General features: G+C 31.5%; 23 protein-coding genes. 13 read left to right on the top strand and 10 right to left on the bottom strand.

Translation table 11 applies throughout. The annotated features are described in order from the left end of the window. Window positions 1-166: 166 nt before the first annotated feature. The 5 genes from P3U32_RS10005 to P3U32_RS09985 all read left to right on the top strand — a co-directional run bounded on the left by P3U32_RS10005 (window position 167) and on the right by P3U32_RS09985 (window position 2,752). Window positions 167-451: a hypothetical protein gene (locus P3U32_RS10005; RefSeq protein WP_323702994.1), complete on the top strand. Its 285-nt coding sequence runs from the start codon at window positions 167-169 to the stop codon at window positions 449-451. A gap of 48 nt (window positions 452-499) precedes the next feature. Beyond that, entirely contained in the window at window positions 500-991 is a 492-nt protein-coding gene (locus P3U32_RS10000) for a DinB family protein (RefSeq protein ID WP_323702993.1), read from the top strand. Window positions 992-1,019: 28 nt separating this feature from the next. Next, window positions 1,020-1,178, top strand: a complete 159-nt coding sequence (locus tag P3U32_RS09995; protein ID WP_323702992.1) for a hypothetical protein — start codon at window positions 1,020-1,022, stop codon at window positions 1,176-1,178. A 158-nt stretch (window positions 1,179-1,336) separates the two neighbouring features. Next, the gene (locus P3U32_RS09990; protein ID WP_323702991.1) at window positions 1,337-2,266 is read left to right on the top strand and encodes a thermonuclease family protein; all 930 of its coding nucleotides are present in this window, start codon (window positions 1,337-1,339) and stop codon (window positions 2,264-2,266) included. Window positions 2,267-2,284: 18 nt separating this feature from the next. Beyond that, window positions 2,285-2,752, top strand: coding sequence for a GNAT family N-acetyltransferase (locus tag P3U32_RS09985; protein WP_323702990.1), 468 nt, complete (start codon window positions 2,285-2,287; stop codon window positions 2,750-2,752). Window positions 2,753-2,880: 128 nt separating this feature from the next. Here the strand turns inward: P3U32_RS09985 and P3U32_RS09980 are convergent, their stop codons facing one another. Beyond that, the gene (locus P3U32_RS09980) at window positions 2,881-3,861 is read right to left on the bottom strand and encodes a ketoacyl-ACP synthase III (protein ID WP_323702989.1); all 981 of its coding nucleotides are present in this window, start codon (window positions 3,859-3,861) and stop codon (window positions 2,881-2,883) included. 213 nt (window positions 3,862-4,074) lie between these two features. Between P3U32_RS09980 and P3U32_RS09975 the strand changes: the two genes are divergently transcribed. Then, complete coding sequence (locus P3U32_RS09975; protein ID WP_323702988.1) at window positions 4,075-5,469, top strand: MFS transporter; 1,395 nt, start codon at window positions 4,075-4,077, stop codon at window positions 5,467-5,469. Between the two features lie 439 nt (window positions 5,470-5,908). Here the strand turns inward: P3U32_RS09975 and P3U32_RS09970 are convergent, their stop codons facing one another. From P3U32_RS09970 to P3U32_RS09945, 6 genes are all read right to left on the bottom strand, one after another. Beyond that, complete coding sequence (locus P3U32_RS09970; protein WP_323702987.1) at window positions 5,909-6,178, bottom strand: zinc ribbon domain-containing protein; 270 nt, start codon at window positions 6,176-6,178, stop codon at window positions 5,909-5,911. A 124-nt stretch (window positions 6,179-6,302) separates the two neighbouring features. Continuing rightward, window positions 6,303-6,551: a GlsB/YeaQ/YmgE family stress response membrane protein gene (locus P3U32_RS09965; RefSeq protein WP_323702986.1), complete on the bottom strand. Its 249-nt coding sequence runs from the start codon at window positions 6,549-6,551 to the stop codon at window positions 6,303-6,305. A gap of 424 nt (window positions 6,552-6,975) precedes the next feature. Next, entirely contained in the window at window positions 6,976-7,410 is a 435-nt protein-coding gene (locus tag P3U32_RS09960) for a S8 family serine peptidase (RefSeq protein ID WP_323702985.1), read from the bottom strand. 47 nt (window positions 7,411-7,457) lie between these two features. Then, entirely contained in the window at window positions 7,458-8,084 is a 627-nt protein-coding gene (locus P3U32_RS09955; protein ID WP_323702984.1) for a DUF3885 domain-containing protein, read from the bottom strand. 13 nt (window positions 8,085-8,097) lie between these two features. Beyond that, entirely contained in the window at window positions 8,098-8,817 is a 720-nt protein-coding gene (locus tag P3U32_RS09950; protein ID WP_416361248.1) for an SAR2788 family putative toxin, read from the bottom strand. Between the two features lie 267 nt (window positions 8,818-9,084). Next, the gene (locus P3U32_RS09945; protein WP_323702983.1) at window positions 9,085-10,344 is read right to left on the bottom strand and encodes a Y-family DNA polymerase; all 1,260 of its coding nucleotides are present in this window, start codon (window positions 10,342-10,344) and stop codon (window positions 9,085-9,087) included. A 175-nt stretch (window positions 10,345-10,519) separates the two neighbouring features. Between P3U32_RS09945 and P3U32_RS09940 the strand changes: the two genes are divergently transcribed. Further along, the gene (locus P3U32_RS09940; protein WP_323702982.1) at window positions 10,520-10,747 is read left to right on the top strand and encodes a hypothetical protein; all 228 of its coding nucleotides are present in this window, start codon (window positions 10,520-10,522) and stop codon (window positions 10,745-10,747) included. Window positions 10,748-10,799: 52 nt separating this feature from the next. Here the strand turns inward: P3U32_RS09940 and P3U32_RS09935 are convergent, their stop codons facing one another. Next, the gene (locus P3U32_RS09935; protein ID WP_323702981.1) at window positions 10,800-11,762 is read right to left on the bottom strand and encodes an arsenic resistance protein; all 963 of its coding nucleotides are present in this window, start codon (window positions 11,760-11,762) and stop codon (window positions 10,800-10,802) included. Window positions 11,763-11,900: 138 nt separating this feature from the next. Between P3U32_RS09935 and P3U32_RS09930 the strand changes: the two genes are divergently transcribed. Further along, complete coding sequence (locus P3U32_RS09930) at window positions 11,901-12,431, top strand: GNAT family N-acetyltransferase (protein WP_323702980.1); 531 nt, start codon at window positions 11,901-11,903, stop codon at window positions 12,429-12,431. A 90-nt stretch (window positions 12,432-12,521) separates the two neighbouring features. Here P3U32_RS09930 and P3U32_RS09925 read toward each other — a convergent pair whose 3' ends face one another. Further along, window positions 12,522-12,929, bottom strand: a complete 408-nt coding sequence (locus tag P3U32_RS09925; protein WP_323704875.1) for a VOC family protein — start codon at window positions 12,927-12,929, stop codon at window positions 12,522-12,524. Window positions 12,930-13,221: 292 nt separating this feature from the next. Between P3U32_RS09925 and rpsN the strand changes: the two genes are divergently transcribed. From rpsN to P3U32_RS09905, 4 genes are all read left to right on the top strand, one after another. Next, on the top strand, window positions 13,222-13,491 hold the full coding sequence (gene rpsN / locus P3U32_RS09920; RefSeq protein ID WP_323702979.1) for a 30S ribosomal protein S14: 270 nt from the start codon (window positions 13,222-13,224) through the stop codon (window positions 13,489-13,491). A gap of 32 nt (window positions 13,492-13,523) precedes the next feature. Continuing rightward, the gene (locus P3U32_RS09915; protein ID WP_323702978.1) at window positions 13,524-14,717 is read left to right on the top strand and encodes a GTP-binding protein; all 1,194 of its coding nucleotides are present in this window, start codon (window positions 13,524-13,526) and stop codon (window positions 14,715-14,717) included. A gap of 81 nt (window positions 14,718-14,798) precedes the next feature. After that, the gene (locus P3U32_RS09910; RefSeq protein ID WP_323702977.1) at window positions 14,799-15,305 is read left to right on the top strand and encodes a GNAT family N-acetyltransferase; all 507 of its coding nucleotides are present in this window, start codon (window positions 14,799-14,801) and stop codon (window positions 15,303-15,305) included. Window positions 15,306-15,451: 146 nt separating this feature from the next. Then, a complete protein-coding gene (locus P3U32_RS09905; RefSeq protein WP_323702976.1) occupies window positions 15,452-15,952 on the top strand; it encodes a GNAT family N-acetyltransferase in 501 nt (166 codons plus the stop codon). Between the two features lie 78 nt (window positions 15,953-16,030). Here the strand turns inward: P3U32_RS09905 and P3U32_RS09900 are convergent, their stop codons facing one another. Beyond that, window positions 16,031-16,345 (bottom strand): MazG-like family protein, encoded by a 315-nt coding sequence (locus P3U32_RS09900; RefSeq protein ID WP_323702975.1) that lies wholly within the window; start codon window positions 16,343-16,345, stop codon window positions 16,031-16,033. Between the two features lie 126 nt (window positions 16,346-16,471). Between P3U32_RS09900 and P3U32_RS09895 the strand changes: the two genes are divergently transcribed. Beyond that, window positions 16,472-17,008: a DUF8453 domain-containing protein gene (locus P3U32_RS09895; protein WP_323702974.1), complete on the top strand. Its 537-nt coding sequence runs from the start codon at window positions 16,472-16,474 to the stop codon at window positions 17,006-17,008. Window positions 17,009-17,079 lie beyond the last annotated feature (71 nt).

The raw sequence follows: 17,079 nt of genomic DNA, 5'->3' as shown, positions 1-17,079 counted from the left end.
TAGTTTGCGACAAATTAGATGATGTTTAATCTTCTAGAAAGTGTGAATTAATAGAGAAGATATATTAACTTTATGAAACTGATAATTAATATATAGCAAACACAATTGTTTGTTGTATAATTGTGTTAAATTAAAAAAGAAATGTATTTTATGAGGAGAGAAAATTTTGGGATTATTGATGGTTAATGATAAGAATGATAATTTATATATGAAAGAATGCAATATAAAGCAAAGTATGGACATTTTAAATTCATTAGGAGATGAATTTAAGGAATTTGAAATGAAGTATGACTTTGAAACAATTAAGAATGTAGATAATTTGATATACATAAATTGTGTTCCTGCTGATAAGGACATGCAAGTGAATATTGATGCAGATATGAAACTCGAAAAATATTTTAAGTATCAAGTTAAAAATGAAATTGTCGAATATGTAAAGCAGTTTGAGTAAAAATGAGTTAAAATAGTCTCTATAAAAAAAAGATTGTGGGTGTATATTATGGATAATCAAGAATATGAATGGGTAAAGGGAACGCGTCATATTTTGTTGGAACAGTGTTCTACTTTAAGTGAAGAAGAATTATCAAAGTCTTTTGATGTTGGTTTTCAATCTATAAAGCAAACATTAGTACATATTGCGGGTTGCTATCATGCATGGTTAGGATCATATGTGCTTAATCTTACGTCAACACCTTTAAACAAGGAAAAAGACATAGAAGATGTATCGTTTGATGATATCGTTGATTATTTTAAACGTGCTGATCAATATGTTGAAGCAGTGTTGAATTTAAGTGAGGATGAATTCTATTTTATACATGATAAGAAACTGTCATGGAGACCAGATAGTCCTATGGTTCATAAATCAGCTAAACAATTATTATTCCATTCTATTAGCCATGAATTTCATCATAAAGGACAAATTGTAACGTTCATTCGTTTACTTGGTTATACGCCTAAAAATACTGATGTATTAGGGATAGATACTATATAATTGAGCCAATAAGGTTAGGAGGATTCATATGAAAGAGAAGAAAAAGAAGCGGGAGAAAAAGGGTTGGGAATATTTTGATTTCGTTGAAGGGTTCTTTTTGATATGGGATCTGTTTAAAGTAGTTGTGTTATATATTCCTCGAGCGATTGGTTGGATTTTTAGATTAATATTTAAGTTATTAGATTAAAACATCGTAATGATGTTTTATTTTTTTATGTATGAAATCAAAGAATGGAAAATATAAAAAAACGGTAATAAATAAGGCATTATTTTAAAATTGTAATATAAATTTCTTCCAAATTTGTTATTATTAAGGTAAGGAAAACAGTTTTAGGAGAGATTGAAATGAAGAAATTTTTATTTTGGGGTTTATGTATTATCATTTTTGCTATGATTGTGGGGATTTTTAGCGAGGACAGTACGGATAACGAATCGGGAAATCAAAGTAAAGATAAGGTGAAGGAAGAACAGAAAAAATCAAATAAGCCAAAGCAAGTAACGAAAGAAAAAACAGAGTCGACGGAAGTTCAATCAGTTGAGGATGATAAAGCACAAGACGACGCCGATCAAACAGAATCTTCAACTGAAGAGGTTAAGAAAAAAACAAAAAAATCTTACACGCCAGGAACGACAGATCGTATTCCTGTAGAATTGGCAGATACAGTTGATGGTGACACAGCGAAATTCTTTTATAATGGAAAGAAATCGTCATTTAGATTTTTGTTAATTGATACACCAGAAACGAAACATCCGAGGTTAGGTAAGCAGCCTTTTGGTCAGGAAGCTTCAGATAGAACAAAAGAATTACTGACGAATGCGAATCAAATTGAAGTAGAATTTGATGTGGGTGGTAAACAAGATAAGTATCAAAGATATTTAGCATACATATATGTAGATGGAGAAATGCTGAATGATATTTTAGTGGAAGAAGGATTAGCGAAAGTTGCTTATGTTTATCCACCAAGTACACGTTACTTAGAACAGTTGGAAAGTTCAGAAGCAATTGCTAAAGAACAAAAACGAGGTATTTGGAGCCTTGGAAGTGCTTTTGATGAAGAGACGACAGAACAAGCAACAACGCAAACGCCGGAAGTACAGCGTACACCAGAAGTTTCAACTGAGTCACCAAGTGTAGAGAATAGTAATCGCAATGAATCTTATCCAAATTGTACAGAATTGAGAAAAGTTTATCCAAATGGCGTGCCAAGTACGCATCCAGCATATGCACTGAAACATGATAGAGATAAAGATAACTTTGCTTGTGAAGCGAGCTAATGGATGGAGTGAAAGTTGATGAAGGTTAGAAAGTTCGAATCTAAGGATGCAGAAGCGGTTAGTAAAATGATTATTCATACGTTAAGAACGACGAATATTAAAGATGAATCTGAAGAAGAAATAGAAAACGTTGTATCGACAATTACACCACAGTCTTTAATAGAAAGAGCGAGTTTTACTCATTTTTATTTGTTTGAAGATAATGACGAAGTAATTGCTACTGGCGCGATAGGACCTTATTGGGATAGTGAAACAGAAAGTAGCTTATTTACCATATTTGTTACACCCGAATACCAAGATAGAGGTATAGGTAAATTAATTATTCAAACACTGGAAAATGATTATTACTATAGAAGAGCTAATCGCATTGAAATTCCAGCCTCATTAACAGCGGTAAATTTCTATAAAAAGTACGGATACGATTATAAGAATGGTATCACGACACAAGATGATGAAGGTATTGTTAGAATGGAGAAATTTAAATAAAAATCCTGAGACGTTGAGCGTCTCAGGATTTTTATTTTGTACAGTATCAAGATATCGTGCGATTGGGTGTGAATCGCACGATATCTTCACTCTTAACATCTTTTAACATCTCATCATTCTACCAATATCTATATCGTCCATTTGATTAACGAAGATGAATAGGTTAGACCGCCACCGAATCCAACGAGTAATAGGTGATCGTCTTTTTTTATTTTATTTTCTGTTACGGCTTTGTTGATGGAAAGTGGAATTGTTGCTGATGATGTATTTCCATAATAACCGAGACTCATAAGTGCTTTGTCGTTATTAATATTTGAACGTTCACTGATGGATTCTATCATTCTAGCATTAGCGCTATGTGGAACGAACCAGTCTAAATCTTCTAATTGAATTTGTCCTTTATGCAAGGTTTCTTCTATTATTTTAGGTACAGAACTAACAGCCCATTTATACACACCTCTACCATTTTGTACGACGTGCCCTGGATTTTCTAATTGCTCTCCAAACATTTCTGTTGAAAGTTCTGAGCAATATAAGTGTTTGCCTTTTGCACCATCTGAACCAAATGTACTTGCGATAAAGCTTGGTTCATCTTCTGTATATTCTACTAAAAATGCACCTGCGCCATCTCCGAATAAGATGCATGTATTTCTATCTGTATAATCAGTTACTTTTGATAAAGTTTCTGATCCTATAACGAGTATTTTTTTATTTTGTCCAGAGGTAATGAGCCCATTTGCAATATTGAGTCCATAGGTAAATCCTGCACATGCTGCATTGATATCTAAAGCACCGGAATGTTCCAATCCTAACTGAGCTTGAATGTATGAAGCCACGCTCGGAGTTTTAAAATCTGGTGTTAATGTCGCATTTATAATCATATCAACATCACTTAAATCTACATTATAATTGTCTTGCAGATTGAGTATGGCTTTATAACTCAAATCACTTGTATATTCATCTTCAGCTGCAATTCTTCGCTCGATTATGCCTGTTCTTTGTTGTATCCATTCATCACTTGTTTCAACGATTTGTTCGAAATCTTGATTGTTCATGATTTTACTAGGTACATAGGCACCTTGAGCGGTAATTTTTGCGTATGATTTCATAATAATATCTCCTTTAAATTACAAAATTAGTACCTAGTACTATTATCACATACTTACTCGAAGTCGTAAATATATCTTGTAAACGAATTAATGTAGATTCATACTTTTTTAGGTTAGTTATATAATTTAATTATATAAACGTTATGGAATATTAAGTTGACAGTATGTAAAGATGAGCGTATACTCTTAAAAATGTAAAGGAAGTGGATACGTTTGAAGTTCAATAAAAAGAAAATTAACGTCGTAGATATCAACATGGCAAAGAAAAGTGTATTTGCCACAGGTATTGGTAATGCAATGGAATGGTTCGACTTTGCACTTTATTCTTATCTTGCAGTAATTATAAGTAAGAACTTTTTTAGTCCTGTTCAAAATGATGAATTAAAATTAATATTCACATTTGCAACATTTGCTATAGCATTCCTATTAAGACCTGTAGGCGGTATCGTCTTTGGTAAAATTGGTGATAAGTTAGGTAGGAAAGTAGTCTTAACGTTTACTATTATCATGATGGCAATTTCTACGCTAATCATTGGTTTATTACCTACTTATGATCAAATTGGTATTTGGGCACCTATCTTATTACTCTTAGCGCGTATATTACAAGGGTTCTCAGTTGGTGGCGAATATGCTGGTGCGATGGTTTACATTGCTGAATCTTCACCAGATAATAAGAGAATTAGACTTGGTAGTGGTTTGGAAATCGGAACATTATCTGGTTATATAGCAGCGTCTATTCTCATTACAATTCTATTCTGGGCATTACCAGATGCTCAAATGGAATCTTGGGGTTGGAGAATCCCATTCTTCTTAAGTGCACCGATTGGTTTAATTGGTCTTTACTTAAGAACACATCTTGAAGAAACGCCTATCTTTGAAAATGATGTTGCGGATCAAGATGAACAGTTGAGTGTAATAGAAATCATTAAACAATACAAAAAAGACATTTTAATCTGTGTTGTATTCGTTGCATTCTTCAACATCACTAACTATATCTTATTAGGCTATATGCCTTCATATTTAGATGAAACAATTGGTATTAGTGATAAAATTAGTACACCAATCACAGCACTTGTGTTGTTGATTATGGTACCATTTGCGATCACTTTCGGTAGACTAGGTGATAAAATCGGAAATAAAAAAGTTATTTCTGCTGGACTTATTCTAGCTTTACTTGTATCAGTGGGATCATTCCAATTACTTAACCTTGGTGGTTTAGGATTCTTATTTATAGGATTACTTTTGTTAGGTATTGTATTATCAGTGTACGAAGGAACAATGCCTGGTTCATTACCAACATTATTCCATACAGATATTCGTTATAGAACGTTATCATGGACATTTAACATTTCAGTTTCACTATTCGGTGGAACAACACCATTAGTTGCTTCTTGGTTAGTACATGCTACAGGAAACAACTTAGCACCTGCATTCTATTTATTAGCTGTAAGTGTTATTGGATTAGTCGTCGTAGTATTCTTATTCGAAGATACATCTAAAAAATCTTTAAAAGGATCTTATCCAACAGTAGCATCTAAAAAAGAATTTAAACACGCTGTGGAAAATCCAAAAGATTCATTATGGTGGCATGAAGAAAGTCCAAAATAATAATTTTTCTTATAGTTGAAGAAGAATTTTAAAAAAACCAGCACAACCTATGAGTATAGGTTGTGCTGGTTTTTTCTATATAATGATGTGTAAATATATTGTTTCTTGGGTATGTGTATGAGAGCATGTAACATTCAATAAATTTATATTGCATGAGGAGTGAATCAATATGGGAAATATATTAAAACGTATATTAAGATATATAGGTACGGCAGTTATTTTTAAACTCATTCGTAACTTAATAAACAAAGCAACTAATAAGAGATAAAAGATGTAATTTGTGTTAATTTTATGTGAATGATTTGTTTAAAGCGTAAAAATCCTGGGTAATTTATTAGTACAAAGCTATTTACCTAGAGTGGTTTTGCTAATACTATTCGTATATTGTATTTGTAAAGGTCGATTCATCGTTTAGATGACTTCGACCTTTATTTTTTGCTTATTCACTCCAACGATCGAGTTTACGCATGAATTTTTTCGTGTACATTTTATTAAGGAAGTATTTTTGTACTTTGTTCATATCTGATTCTTGGAATCTCTTTAAATTGTAGTCATACATTTCATCAAAACTCAAATCCATAGTCCACTCGCCGTTTTGATAACAATGTGTACAATACTTAGAAGATAAACTGCCATCTTTTTCAGTGCCTGCTGGTGTTTTCTTATCTAATGGTATGCCACAACTTTGACATTGAGTAACTTTAGCCATAATGTTCGCCACCTTTTTTATTTGAGTATAGCAAATAGATGTTCAATATAGAAATCATATTTGATAATAAATAAACCCAAAATACACAAAGGCATTTTGGGTCATTGTTGCGTTTATTTAACATTTATTTTCTGATAGCTTTTAAAATAAATGAAACGATTAAAATTAATACGATTGAACCGATAAGTGCTGGAATAATTGCTACTCCACCAATTACTGGGCCTAAATCGCCTAATAATGATCCACCGATAGCAGAACCGATTAAACCAGCGATGATATTACCAATAATACCACCAGGAATATCTTTACCTAAAATAACGCCTGCTAGCCAGCCGATAAGACCACCTACGATTAACATTAAAATGAATCCCATAGTTTTGTTTCCTCCTTTTGCTTGAGCTTCTTTATATATAACCAGAGAAAGGTAGTGCTAAACACATTTTATAAAATATAAATTGGCAAATATACACAACAAAGGTATTAAAATGGAATGTGAATTTAAGCTTTATATCAAGGTATTGATCCTTTTGATTAATGATATGTAGATTCATAACTTATGTTTCGTTTTTAATTAATTTAACTAGTTCAGGCTTAGTCATATTTACTAACTTGTTATCATATATCCTGATTAATCTATTAGTGGCTATTGCGGTAGCTTCAGATGTATTATTGTTTTTTTTAGAGTTATTGCATAATTGAATATATATGTCTGCATCGTCATTTGAATTAAAGATGGATTTACTCTTTTCATTTTTCATGACACCAACAGAGATTGTCTCTTGATATGAAGCTGGATATTATTTTTGTCCAAAGATATCATTACCATTGGCTGTCACGATGATAATTCCTTTACTTCTTGCTTCTGTTATTTTTTCTTGAAGGTCTTTATAATTATGTGTAAAACCATAACTCATGTTAATAATATGCACTTTATTTTTAATAGCCCAATCTATACCATCTATCGTATCTTCTATGGTCCCATTACCATTATTATTTAATACTTCTGCATCGTATATAATGATTTTATTTTGATTTTCTATTTTTTTAGCAATATTAGTGCCATGCATATTTTTATGTTTAGATATGTGGAGAAAATTTTTAGAAATTACTTTACTTCGAATTAATTTACTATCTATACCCGTATCTAATACGGCTACTTTGATGAATTTATTGCTGTGATTATAGTAAATAAAGTAACAGATAAGCATCATAGTTGATATTATAATATACATACTTATGAATTTTTTAACATTAAAATCCTTTTTTATTATAGATTTCATTAAACGTATTCATACTTAAAATGTTCATATTTTTTCTTGAATGCTACATAATCATCTTTATTTTTAAAATTAACTCCTATACCTGTATCGTCATGCATAAAGAATGTTATATTTTGATCTTCACTTAGGATAAAGTAATCGTTCCAAGTCCATCGTTTGTTCATATTTGGTGTTCTTCTTGGGAAATCCATATTCGCGATACTTTCAATCAATTTCTTATGTCTTAAATCTTTTTTGTCAATTTTCACCCAGTAATATTCGAAGTTTTTAAAATCTTCATCTATATCAATATCATTTTTAAATACTTTTCGTTGTAAATGATATTTCCATTTGTGGTGATTTTTTATATATTTGGACAAGAAATTTGTACGTTCTTTTGGAACATCATTATAAGTCATAATAGAGGCAACAAAAATTAAATGATCATACTTTGAGAATACATAGTCGAAGACACTAACCGCATTCTCATTCACTGTTTTAAAATATATAGGATTGTATTCTGAAAAAGTATCTACACTAACATGTTCAGGTCTCTCTAAATATTGTTGTAGTCCTTCTGTTAAATCTACGTGAAATGTCATGTCTTTTAAAAAAAATTCTTTTTTATAAATGGGTAGTTGTATCATTGGTATCATCCTTTTAACTTTTACTTATTATTTTTCCATTTTTATCTAAAGCAGCTTTAATTTGGCCTTTAGGATTTTTTAATTTCCACCATTTTCCTCCGTGGCCAGCAGTATCTCTTTGAATTATCCATTTAGATTTTGGATCTTTATAGGTCGCTGGTTTTCCTTTTTTACTAACTCTGCTTGTGAATTTTTTTAAATTAACTCCTGTACTATTTAGTAAGCTTTTATTAATCCCTTTAGCTATACGGTGTGTATTTGATTGGACAGCTTTATTCACGGCTTTTTTTCCATATTTTTTAATAGCCCATTTGATACCATATCGAGCAGCCATGACAGCTACTACAACTAAAGGAGCTGCTGAAGCTTCAGATAAACGAGTATCGAATTCGTGTTCTTTTCCTGTTTTGTTATCAATTAAGAATCCTGCAATGTCGTTTTCATCCGCATAAGTTAAGTCTATAGAATAGTCGATGTTTTCTATTTCATCATTATTAGATATTTCTCCTTTTAAATTAATATCTCCTGTTTCAAAATTGTTCGTCAAAGTTGTATCTAATGATATTTCTTCATCGTCGATTAATGTGTTAACTTTAGATATTTCTCCAGATTTATTTTCAGTAACATCCGCATTTGAAAGGGTGTCGGTTACTTCAGGATTTTCTTTAATAATACTATTGTCCTCTTGTGCTTGTATATTACCAAATCCTGAGAATAATACAGCGAAAGCAATTAAATAGACAAAGGGTTTAAAATTTTAAACTTCATATAAATCCTCCTAGTTGATTTTGTAATTATTTTCATGAAGAAATAATTACTTATTACTATAGTTAATTATTTCCATAAGATTGTCAATATATGAATTTAATTCCTTTATATGTAAAATATTTCGCGTGAAAAATTTGGTTTTCATGAAAGAGGTGCTTATTTTTATTGTCACAGATATTTAGTACAGTAATCAATTTGAATTGATTACTGTACTAAATATAAGTTTATGAATTTAAGCTTTATGCCCAGCTATTAATCCTTTTCTTTCTAGGAGTGTACCACTTGGTAATAAGCTAGAACCGCGCATGACAATATTTTTCCCATATTTCAAACGGAGAAAGTCTAAATGTTTTTCAACCGCTTCTGTCTTAATTTGAAAGGGATCATCAAACAATGTGAGTTGCTGAATTTGATTAGGGATGAATTTACCAAATGAAATTGCGATTGTGCGATAGAGTCTATCTGTTTCTAAGTGTTGTGATAAATATGCCCATAATGTATCTACAATAGCGTATGTGTTCATGAACCCGGATTTGTTCGTAAATTGTTTTCTGACACCACCAACATCAGCATATCCTACGCTTACGCTAATACGTGTAGGATATAAATTTAACTTCCGCGCTCTAAAATACACTTCATCGACTTGTTCATTTAATACTGTTTTCAATTCATTCAGCTGGTAATCACGCATAAGGATTTGAGATTTTCCTAAAGATTTATCATATGTCTTATGAGGTTGTCTAATCATACTTTCATCAATACCATTTGCGTGTAGGTGTAAATCAACGCCTAAAATACCGAAGTCTCTCTTCAAATATTCAACAGAGTAGTTTGCTAAATGCCCAACTGTAAATATCCCTTTATGATTTAATTTAACTTCAGTACGTTTATTAATGCCCCACATTTTTCGTAATGGTTGAATCGGCCAAAGTTTATCAGGCACGTCTTCGTAACGCCACTCTGATATCCCGAGCTTTGTATGTTTAGCATCAATATCCATAGCAAGTTTCGCGAGCAATAAATTAGGACCAATGCCAATCGTGCTGCGAATTTGAGTATGTTTAAAAATGCGATCTTGTAACTGAACCGCTAATGAAAAGGGTGCATGCGCAAATAAATGATAAGACTCTGAAACATCCATGAAAAACTCATCAATGCTATATTGATGGAAATCTTCAGGTGCAACATAGTCGAGAGCGATTTTACTAATCTGTGTTGATAACTGAATATACTTCTTCATTGTTGGGTTAATAATATAAATATCTTTACGTTGAGGTATTTCAAATAAACGCGAACCCGTAGAAATACCGATTGCTTTCAATGGTGGAGTAGCAGCAAGTACAACAGAACCTTGACGTTTCGTATCAGCAACAACAGCTAGTTTTGTCGTAAGAGGGTCTAATCCCTTTTCAATGCAAGAAACAGACGCAAAGAAACTCTTTAAATCTACACATAAAATATCTTTGTTTAGACAATTATCGTAGTTATACATAAAACCACCTCAGTTATATAGTAGTTTTATTATAAGAACGTACGTTCTGTTTTGTAAAGAGAAAAATACTTAAACGTCTATAATTTTTAAGTCAGATAGAGGAAAATAAATTGTTGGCCATTCTATTTTAAAATCATATAATCTAAATGAATATCTAATAAATGAGGTGTGAACAATGGCTGAATTTATGACGAAAAAAGAATTTGATAAATTAAATGAGAAGATTGATCGCTTACCGAATATTATTCAAGATAAAATAACAATATCGATGCATCAATTTGAGAAAAATATGAACGAAACAAATAAAAGAAATCAAAAATCAATGATTACATGGACATTGTCCGGCATTGGATTACTTATAGCATTTGCTGGACTTATTGGTAACGTATTAGGATTATTTTGAACAAATTAAAATAGACCCATGTCAGCAATATGTGGCATGGGTCTATTACATTTTATTTAATTAATCGGGGAATGAGTTTAATGTAAATCAATTCTCCAATAAGTTCTATCAATGTTTGTGTAACAATCACAGTAGTTACAATGCTAGACCATTGATTGGGTAAGGATAATGCTAAAGGTAAGACGACTAGAGCATTTCGTGTACTTGAACTAAAAGCTAAAGTACGGTTTAAATCAACGGGTAGCTGAAACCATTTGCCAGCTAGTAAACCGATCAAAGGTGCAATAATCATAAAGCAAATATAAATAGGAACAACACGTAAGACATGATGAAAATCAGAGACAATACAACTCATTTGAGATCCGACAACAGTCATTAATACAAGTGCCATAAACGGTACTGGAATCCATTCCGATAAATTTAATAACGGAGTGAATGTTTTAGACTTGATACTCAGAAATTGTAAAGCAACCGCAGCAAGCAGAGGCAAGATTATCATACATATAAAAGTCTCAATAAAAGGTCGAAAATCAATGTAGTGAGAAAGATCTTGATTTAAAAATAATAAAAAATAAATAGGTAGTAATAACATTTGTAGAATAAATAATATAGGTGTAGAAATTAGCATATACTCCATATTACCTTTACCTAAGTTTGTAAATACAATGACATAATCAATACAAGGTGTTAACAACACTAAGTAAAGACCAATCAGAAGCGGTGTCGATGAAATGTTAAATAAAGATACGAGTGTAAATACAAGTATAGGTATGAATACAAAGTTTGAAAGAATCAAAGCATACAAATACTTTAGATTTAAACGCTGATTTCTCAATGAGAAGAACGGTACTTGAGTAAACATACCAAACATGAGAATGATAATAAAAATTGAAATAAAAGGTTCGAACACATATTTAGCATGTTCAAAAGAAAGACCGAAGACAATGCCAAAAATTAAAAATAGCATGTATATGTAAATTTGTTTAAGTTCTAAAAATAATTTAATACGATTCATAAGATGCTCCTTTAACGTAATCATACCTTCAATACAAAGCAGGTAATATAACAATCACTTATGCTATTATGTAGTATAATTACTCAAATTACCAATGAGAATTTAAGTGATAAAGATTCATAGGAGAAGGGGTGTCGTATGAAATATATTAAAATAAATAATGAATTAATTTTACGAGATGCAGAAGAACGAGACATTGAAGATTATATGTCTGTACCATTTAGTAAAGAATTATTAGAAATGTATGGATCAACATTAGATTATAAAACACCGAAGTCAAAGGACAAAGCTAAATTATTAATAGCAGAAATTAGAAAAGAACCTTACGAGTGGGCAATAGAATATAAAGGTACATTTATCGGGCAAGTAAGATTAGTAGTTGATAGTGAAAATAATAAAGCCAAATTTGCAATAGGTATCTTCAATTCAGAATATTGGTCAAAAGGCATAGGTACGAAGGTTACAAAGGAAGTATTAAAATACGGATTTGAAACCTTAAAGTTACATAGAATACATTTAAAAGTCTTGAAATATAATCAAAGAGGCATACAAGCATATGAAAATGCAGGATTTATAAAAGAAGGAGAAGAACGAGAAACTGCACTAATAAATGGAACATATTATAGTGACATTCACATGAGTGTGCTGGCAAAAGAATATTTGAAGTAATAACAAACCGCTAATCTGTCGTATGGACAGGTTGGCGGTTTGTTTTTTTATATTAATTGGTATTTTAAACTGAATATCCGTATTAATCGATTATTTTGTATACGATCGATTCATTAAAACAATTCTCCATCCATCAGGATCTTCAATCGTAACTCCTAGTTCTTCCCAATAAGTATTTTCTGGCGCGACTTCTGGGTAGCCTAAATTTTTTATGCGAGTGGCAACATTATTTATTTCTTGCTTATTCTCTATATAAAAAACTAAAAGATTATCTTTTGTTGGAGATGGGCAAGGGCTACCTTCTATATGTGTAGTGAATTCTAAGTGATAATTTGTATTTGGCAATCCAAGAGTAACCCCTTTATAACCTCTTTTTCCTTCAAATTGTTCTATTTTTTTCAAACCTAGTCCATTCTGATAAAAATTTATGACTTCTTCAAATTTATCAGTAGGTCTTGCTATTCTTATTTGTGATGCATGAAAGTCTTTAAATTCGATATTAGTTCACCTGTTTCTATATATTGTAGTTTGTGGTTAGAAAATTCTGATAATTATAATGGTAAACGAAATAAAATTTGAAATCAATTTATAATTTCCGAATCAATAGAAAAATAAAAATTTCTACTTGCAAAAATGAAACATATACTTTATATTTAAAACGTAGTCATTACGATTTACCTCCGAGAGATGATTTTGACTACTTTACTTTCTTTAATATACGATTTCAAGCCAACGTTATGTTGGCTTCATTTTTTCAATTCACATTAAAAATATAAAAGGAGCACTATAAATGGCGAAAAAATCTAAAATTGCAAAAGAACAAAAACGTATTCAAATGGTAGAAAAATATCGTGAACAACGTGAATTATTAAAAGCGAATAAAGATTACGAGGGTTTGAAGAAGTTACCACGTGATGCATCACCAACACGTATTACGCGTCGTTGCCAAGTGACTGGTAGACCAAGAGGTGTCTATAGAAAGTTTGGTATGTCTAGAATTGCTTTAAGAGATTATGCACATAAGGGTCAAATTCCTGGTCTGAAAAAATCAAGTTGGTAAGTTTTTTTATAAAAGTATGAGGAGGCAATGGTTTGAATAAGATACCTGTAACTGTATTAAGTGGCTATTTAGGATCAGGCAAAACGACGTTGTTAAATAATATTTTGCAAAATCGTGAGGGTTTAAAGATAGCGGTAATTGTAAATGATATGAGCGAGATTAATATTGATAAGGATTTGATTGTAGAAGGTGGCGGGATTTCTAGAACGGATGAGAAACTTGTCGAACTTTCAAATGGGTGTATTTGCTGTACATTAAGAGAAGATTTGCTGATGGAAGTTGAGAAGATTGTTCAGCGTGGAGATGTGGAGCAAATTGTTATTGAATCGACAGGTATTTCCGAACCTGTACCTGTTGCACAAACATTTACATATATGGATGATGAGCTAGGTATAGATTTAACACGTATATGTCGATTAGATACGATGGTTACTGTCGTTGATGCACATCGTTTTGTGAATGATATGCATTCTGAAGATTTATTAAGAGATCGAGACCAAGGTGTTGATTCGGAAGACGAGCGTTCTATTTCTGATTTACTTATTGATCAAATAGAATTTTGTGATGTTTTGATTTTGAATAAAGCAGATTTGGTTGATGAGGAAGATTTGAAGCAGTTAGAAACCATACTCAGAAAAATACAGCCTACAGCAAAATTTATAACGACACGTTTTTCAGAAGTACCATTAGAAGATGTTGTAAATACTGGGTTGTTTGATTATGAGAAAGCAAGTCAGTCTGCGGGATGGATAAAAGAATTAACAGAAGGTGGACATGCACAGCATACGCCTGAAACGGAAGAGTACGGTATTTCATCATTTGTATATAAGAGAAGATTGCCGTTTCATGCAGAACGATTCAACCAATGGATGGAAGATATGCAGCCTAATATTATAAGAACAAAAGGTATTGTCTGGTTAGCGCAGTATAATCACGTTGCATGTTTGATATCGCAGGCAGGTTCATTCGTGAATATACATCCAGTGACTTATTGGGTTGATGCAATGTCGCACGAGCAGAAAGAAGAAATATTAGCAGAACGTCCTGAAGTGAAAGAGAATTGGGATTCTGAATATGGTGATAGAGAAACACAATTTGTTATTATCGGCAGTGACTTAGATGTCGATGAAATTACACAATCACTAGATGCATGTTTAGTAAAAACACAAGAAATGGATGAAGATTGGTCTAAACTAAATGATCCATATCAATGGCAATTATCATAATAAAAATACCTATCAAAGGATAGGTATTTTTTGTGGTTAGTGGTATGATAAAGGATAAATTTAGTGAAGGAGGCGTTGACGATGATATTAGAAACTGAGCGACTGAAACTTGTACCACCAGCAAATACATATATCAATACATTATTTGAAGTGCACAGCAACCCATTGAACCAGAAATACAATCCAAATGGCCCCGTAACATCAATGGAAACATTTAAAGAAACATTAAATCAATGGATTCAACACTATGATACACATGGATTTGGGTATTATGTATTAATTAAAAAAGAAGACTATGAACCAATAGGTATGTGCGGACTACAATTTAAAGAAATAAAGGGACAAACATATTTGAATATATACTATCGAATAGAATCAGTTCAAACGAGAAAAGGATATGTAGGAGAAGCAAGTGAGCGCGTCATATCCCATGTTAAAGAACTAACAAATAATCAATATCAAATCGTTGCACTCACAAAAAAAGAAAACGAACCCTCCATAAAAACAGCAGAATCATTAGGGTTGAAACACGATTCAACGTTTGATGATTATAATGAAGAAGGAAATGTATATTATTTTAGTGAGTGAAGGGATAGAAACTGTAATACCGGCTCAGTACTGAAAATTACTGAGCCGGTAATCACCCTAAAAAATATAAAACTTTGTTTAACCTGCAGATTATGATAAGATAACGCCATTCATGAATTTACATAAACTAATTGGAGGACGTCTAAATGGATTACTACTTAAGAGATTTAAAACAGTCAGATATAGACGATATACACGCATTTAATGCCAAGCCAGAGGTGAGTCAATATCAAGTATGGGAACCTCAAACATATGAAGAAACAGAAGCTTTTGTGAATATGCTTTTAAACAGAGATGAAAACTGGATGTACAATGTGATTGTAGATGCTGACAAAGATAAAGTCATTGGCGCTGTCCAATTAGTCAGTGATACTAAAAACCAAAGTGCAGAGTTGGGTTATATTGTACACCCGGATTATTGGGGTAACGGTATTGCTACAGATATCGGTAGAACAATTATTAAATATGGTTTCAAAGTGCTGAAACTTAATAGAATTTGGGCATCAACAGATATTAGAAATACCGCTTCAGAAATAGTGTTACAAAAATTAGGCATGAAACATGAAGCGATATTAAGACAAAATGTGAAACTGAAAGATGGTTTCAGAGACTCATTAATTTACGGCATTTTAAAAGAAGAATATTAAAAAGTAATTTTAAAAAGGTTCGGTACTCGTTAAAAGAGTACTGAACCTTTTTTAATTCTATTATCACATCAAATAATATTAATTAAATCGTTGATCTAACTTATCGCAATGTTCCTTTAGTATATCTTCTATGTTTAAGTCGTATTTATCTACAATAATTGTTAAATTAGCAAAGACATCACCGAGTTCACTTTTTAATTCTGTTATCTTATCTTCATTATTTAATATAGATTCATCAGGGCGGTCTCTACCAATTTCGATTGCTCTAATGGCCCTTGCTACTTCACCTGTTTCTTCTGTCAGAAATGCTAAACGTTTGAAAACATCTAATTCGTACCATCCTCTTTGTTTGTAAAATTGTTTAGTCCATAATTGGAACTCATTTATATTCATCTGATTATCTCCTTTCAATTTCATTTTTAATTGTATAATAGTAGGTTCACGGTTTCAATTCTATATGATTTACGAACTATAGAGTGGGTATAGGGGTAGAACAAGTATGTGCTGTGAGGTGAGAATATGATTAGCATTATACAGGCGATTGGGTCTATAGGGACTTTTATTATGGCAATTTTGTACTTTATTTCCGTTATGATTCAAATTAGGCAAATAAAAATTTCGTTTATACCTTATTTATCTTTTGATCAAATTATTTTAGAAAAGAAAGACGATATTAAAGTAGTTAACTTAACTTCTTCTGACCATGAGTATGTTCATACCGCTTTTAAGTTATTAAATTTAGGCGGTGGTTCGGCTAGAAATATCGAAGTTGTTTTAAAATTAAACGATAATGAAATACTTCAAAGTAAACATATCAATATATTGCCGAACAATCAGTTTTATTTAATTCCAATTAATCAAAAGGTTTTTGAAGAGTTTAGAAATACGATTGAAAATAACGGGTATCAAACAAATATGACAGTTGAGTTAAAGTATAATGGTCAAGTTTCGAAAAAGAGAGATTCAAATGAATATAGAATTTCTATTGATAATTTTGTGAATTTGGATGACAAAGATTTGTACGAACTTTCATTTGAAAATTTAGAAAATGAATAAAATTGTATAATTAATGATAATAATTGCAAGAAATTAATTAATTTAGCACTATTTTTTAAGGAATTCGTGCT

It is taken from the genome of Mammaliicoccus sp. Dog046, from assembly GCF_034039665.1.
Classification (GTDB): domain Bacteria; phylum Bacillota; class Bacilli; order Staphylococcales; family Staphylococcaceae; genus Mammaliicoccus.
The sequence above is the reverse complement of the archived record's forward strand: the minus strand, read 5'-3'. Positions and strand labels throughout refer to the sequence as shown.

Coding starts and splice junctions, on each gene's coding strand:
- P3U32_RS10000 (WP_323702993.1), top strand. CDS start 500: ATGGATAATCAAGAATATGAATGGGTAAAGGGAACGCGTCATATTTTG.
- P3U32_RS09995 (WP_323702992.1), top strand. CDS start 1,020: ATGAAAGAGAAGAAAAAGAAGCGGGAGAAAAAGGGTTGGGAATATTTT.
- P3U32_RS09990 (WP_323702991.1), top strand. CDS start 1,337: ATGAAGAAATTTTTATTTTGGGGTTTATGTATTATCATTTTTGCTATG.
- P3U32_RS09985 (WP_323702990.1), top strand. CDS start 2,285: ATGAAGGTTAGAAAGTTCGAATCTAAGGATGCAGAAGCGGTTAGTAAA.
- P3U32_RS09980 (WP_323702989.1), bottom strand. CDS start 3,861: ATGAAATCATACGCAAAAATTACCGCTCAAGGTGCCTATGTACCTAGT.
- P3U32_RS09970 (WP_323702987.1), bottom strand. CDS start 6,178: ATGGCTAAAGTTACTCAATGTCAAAGTTGTGGCATACCATTAGATAAG.
- P3U32_RS09965 (WP_323702986.1), bottom strand. CDS start 6,551: ATGGGATTCATTTTAATGTTAATCGTAGGTGGTCTTATCGGCTGGCTA.
- P3U32_RS09960 (WP_323702985.1), bottom strand. CDS start 7,410: ATGTATATTATAATATCAACTATGATGCTTATCTGTTACTTTATTTAC.
- P3U32_RS09955 (WP_323702984.1), bottom strand. CDS start 8,084: ATGATACAACTACCCATTTATAAAAAAGAATTTTTTTTAAAAGACATG.
- P3U32_RS09945 (WP_323702983.1), bottom strand. CDS start 10,344: ATGTATAACTACGATAATTGTCTAAACAAAGATATTTTATGTGTAGAT.
- P3U32_RS09940 (WP_323702982.1), top strand. CDS start 10,520: ATGGCTGAATTTATGACGAAAAAAGAATTTGATAAATTAAATGAGAAG.
- P3U32_RS09935 (WP_323702981.1), bottom strand. CDS start 11,762: ATGAATCGTATTAAATTATTTTTAGAACTTAAACAAATTTACATATAC.
- P3U32_RS09930 (WP_323702980.1), top strand. CDS start 11,901: ATGAAATATATTAAAATAAATAATGAATTAATTTTACGAGATGCAGAA.
- rpsN (WP_323702979.1), top strand. CDS start 13,222: ATGGCGAAAAAATCTAAAATTGCAAAAGAACAAAAACGTATTCAAATG.
- P3U32_RS09910 (WP_323702977.1), top strand. CDS start 14,799: ATGATATTAGAAACTGAGCGACTGAAACTTGTACCACCAGCAAATACA.
- P3U32_RS09905 (WP_323702976.1), top strand. CDS start 15,452: ATGGATTACTACTTAAGAGATTTAAAACAGTCAGATATAGACGATATA.
- P3U32_RS09900 (WP_323702975.1), bottom strand. CDS start 16,345: ATGAATATAAATGAGTTCCAATTATGGACTAAACAATTTTACAAACAA.
- P3U32_RS09895 (WP_323702974.1), top strand. CDS start 16,472: ATGATTAGCATTATACAGGCGATTGGGTCTATAGGGACTTTTATTATG.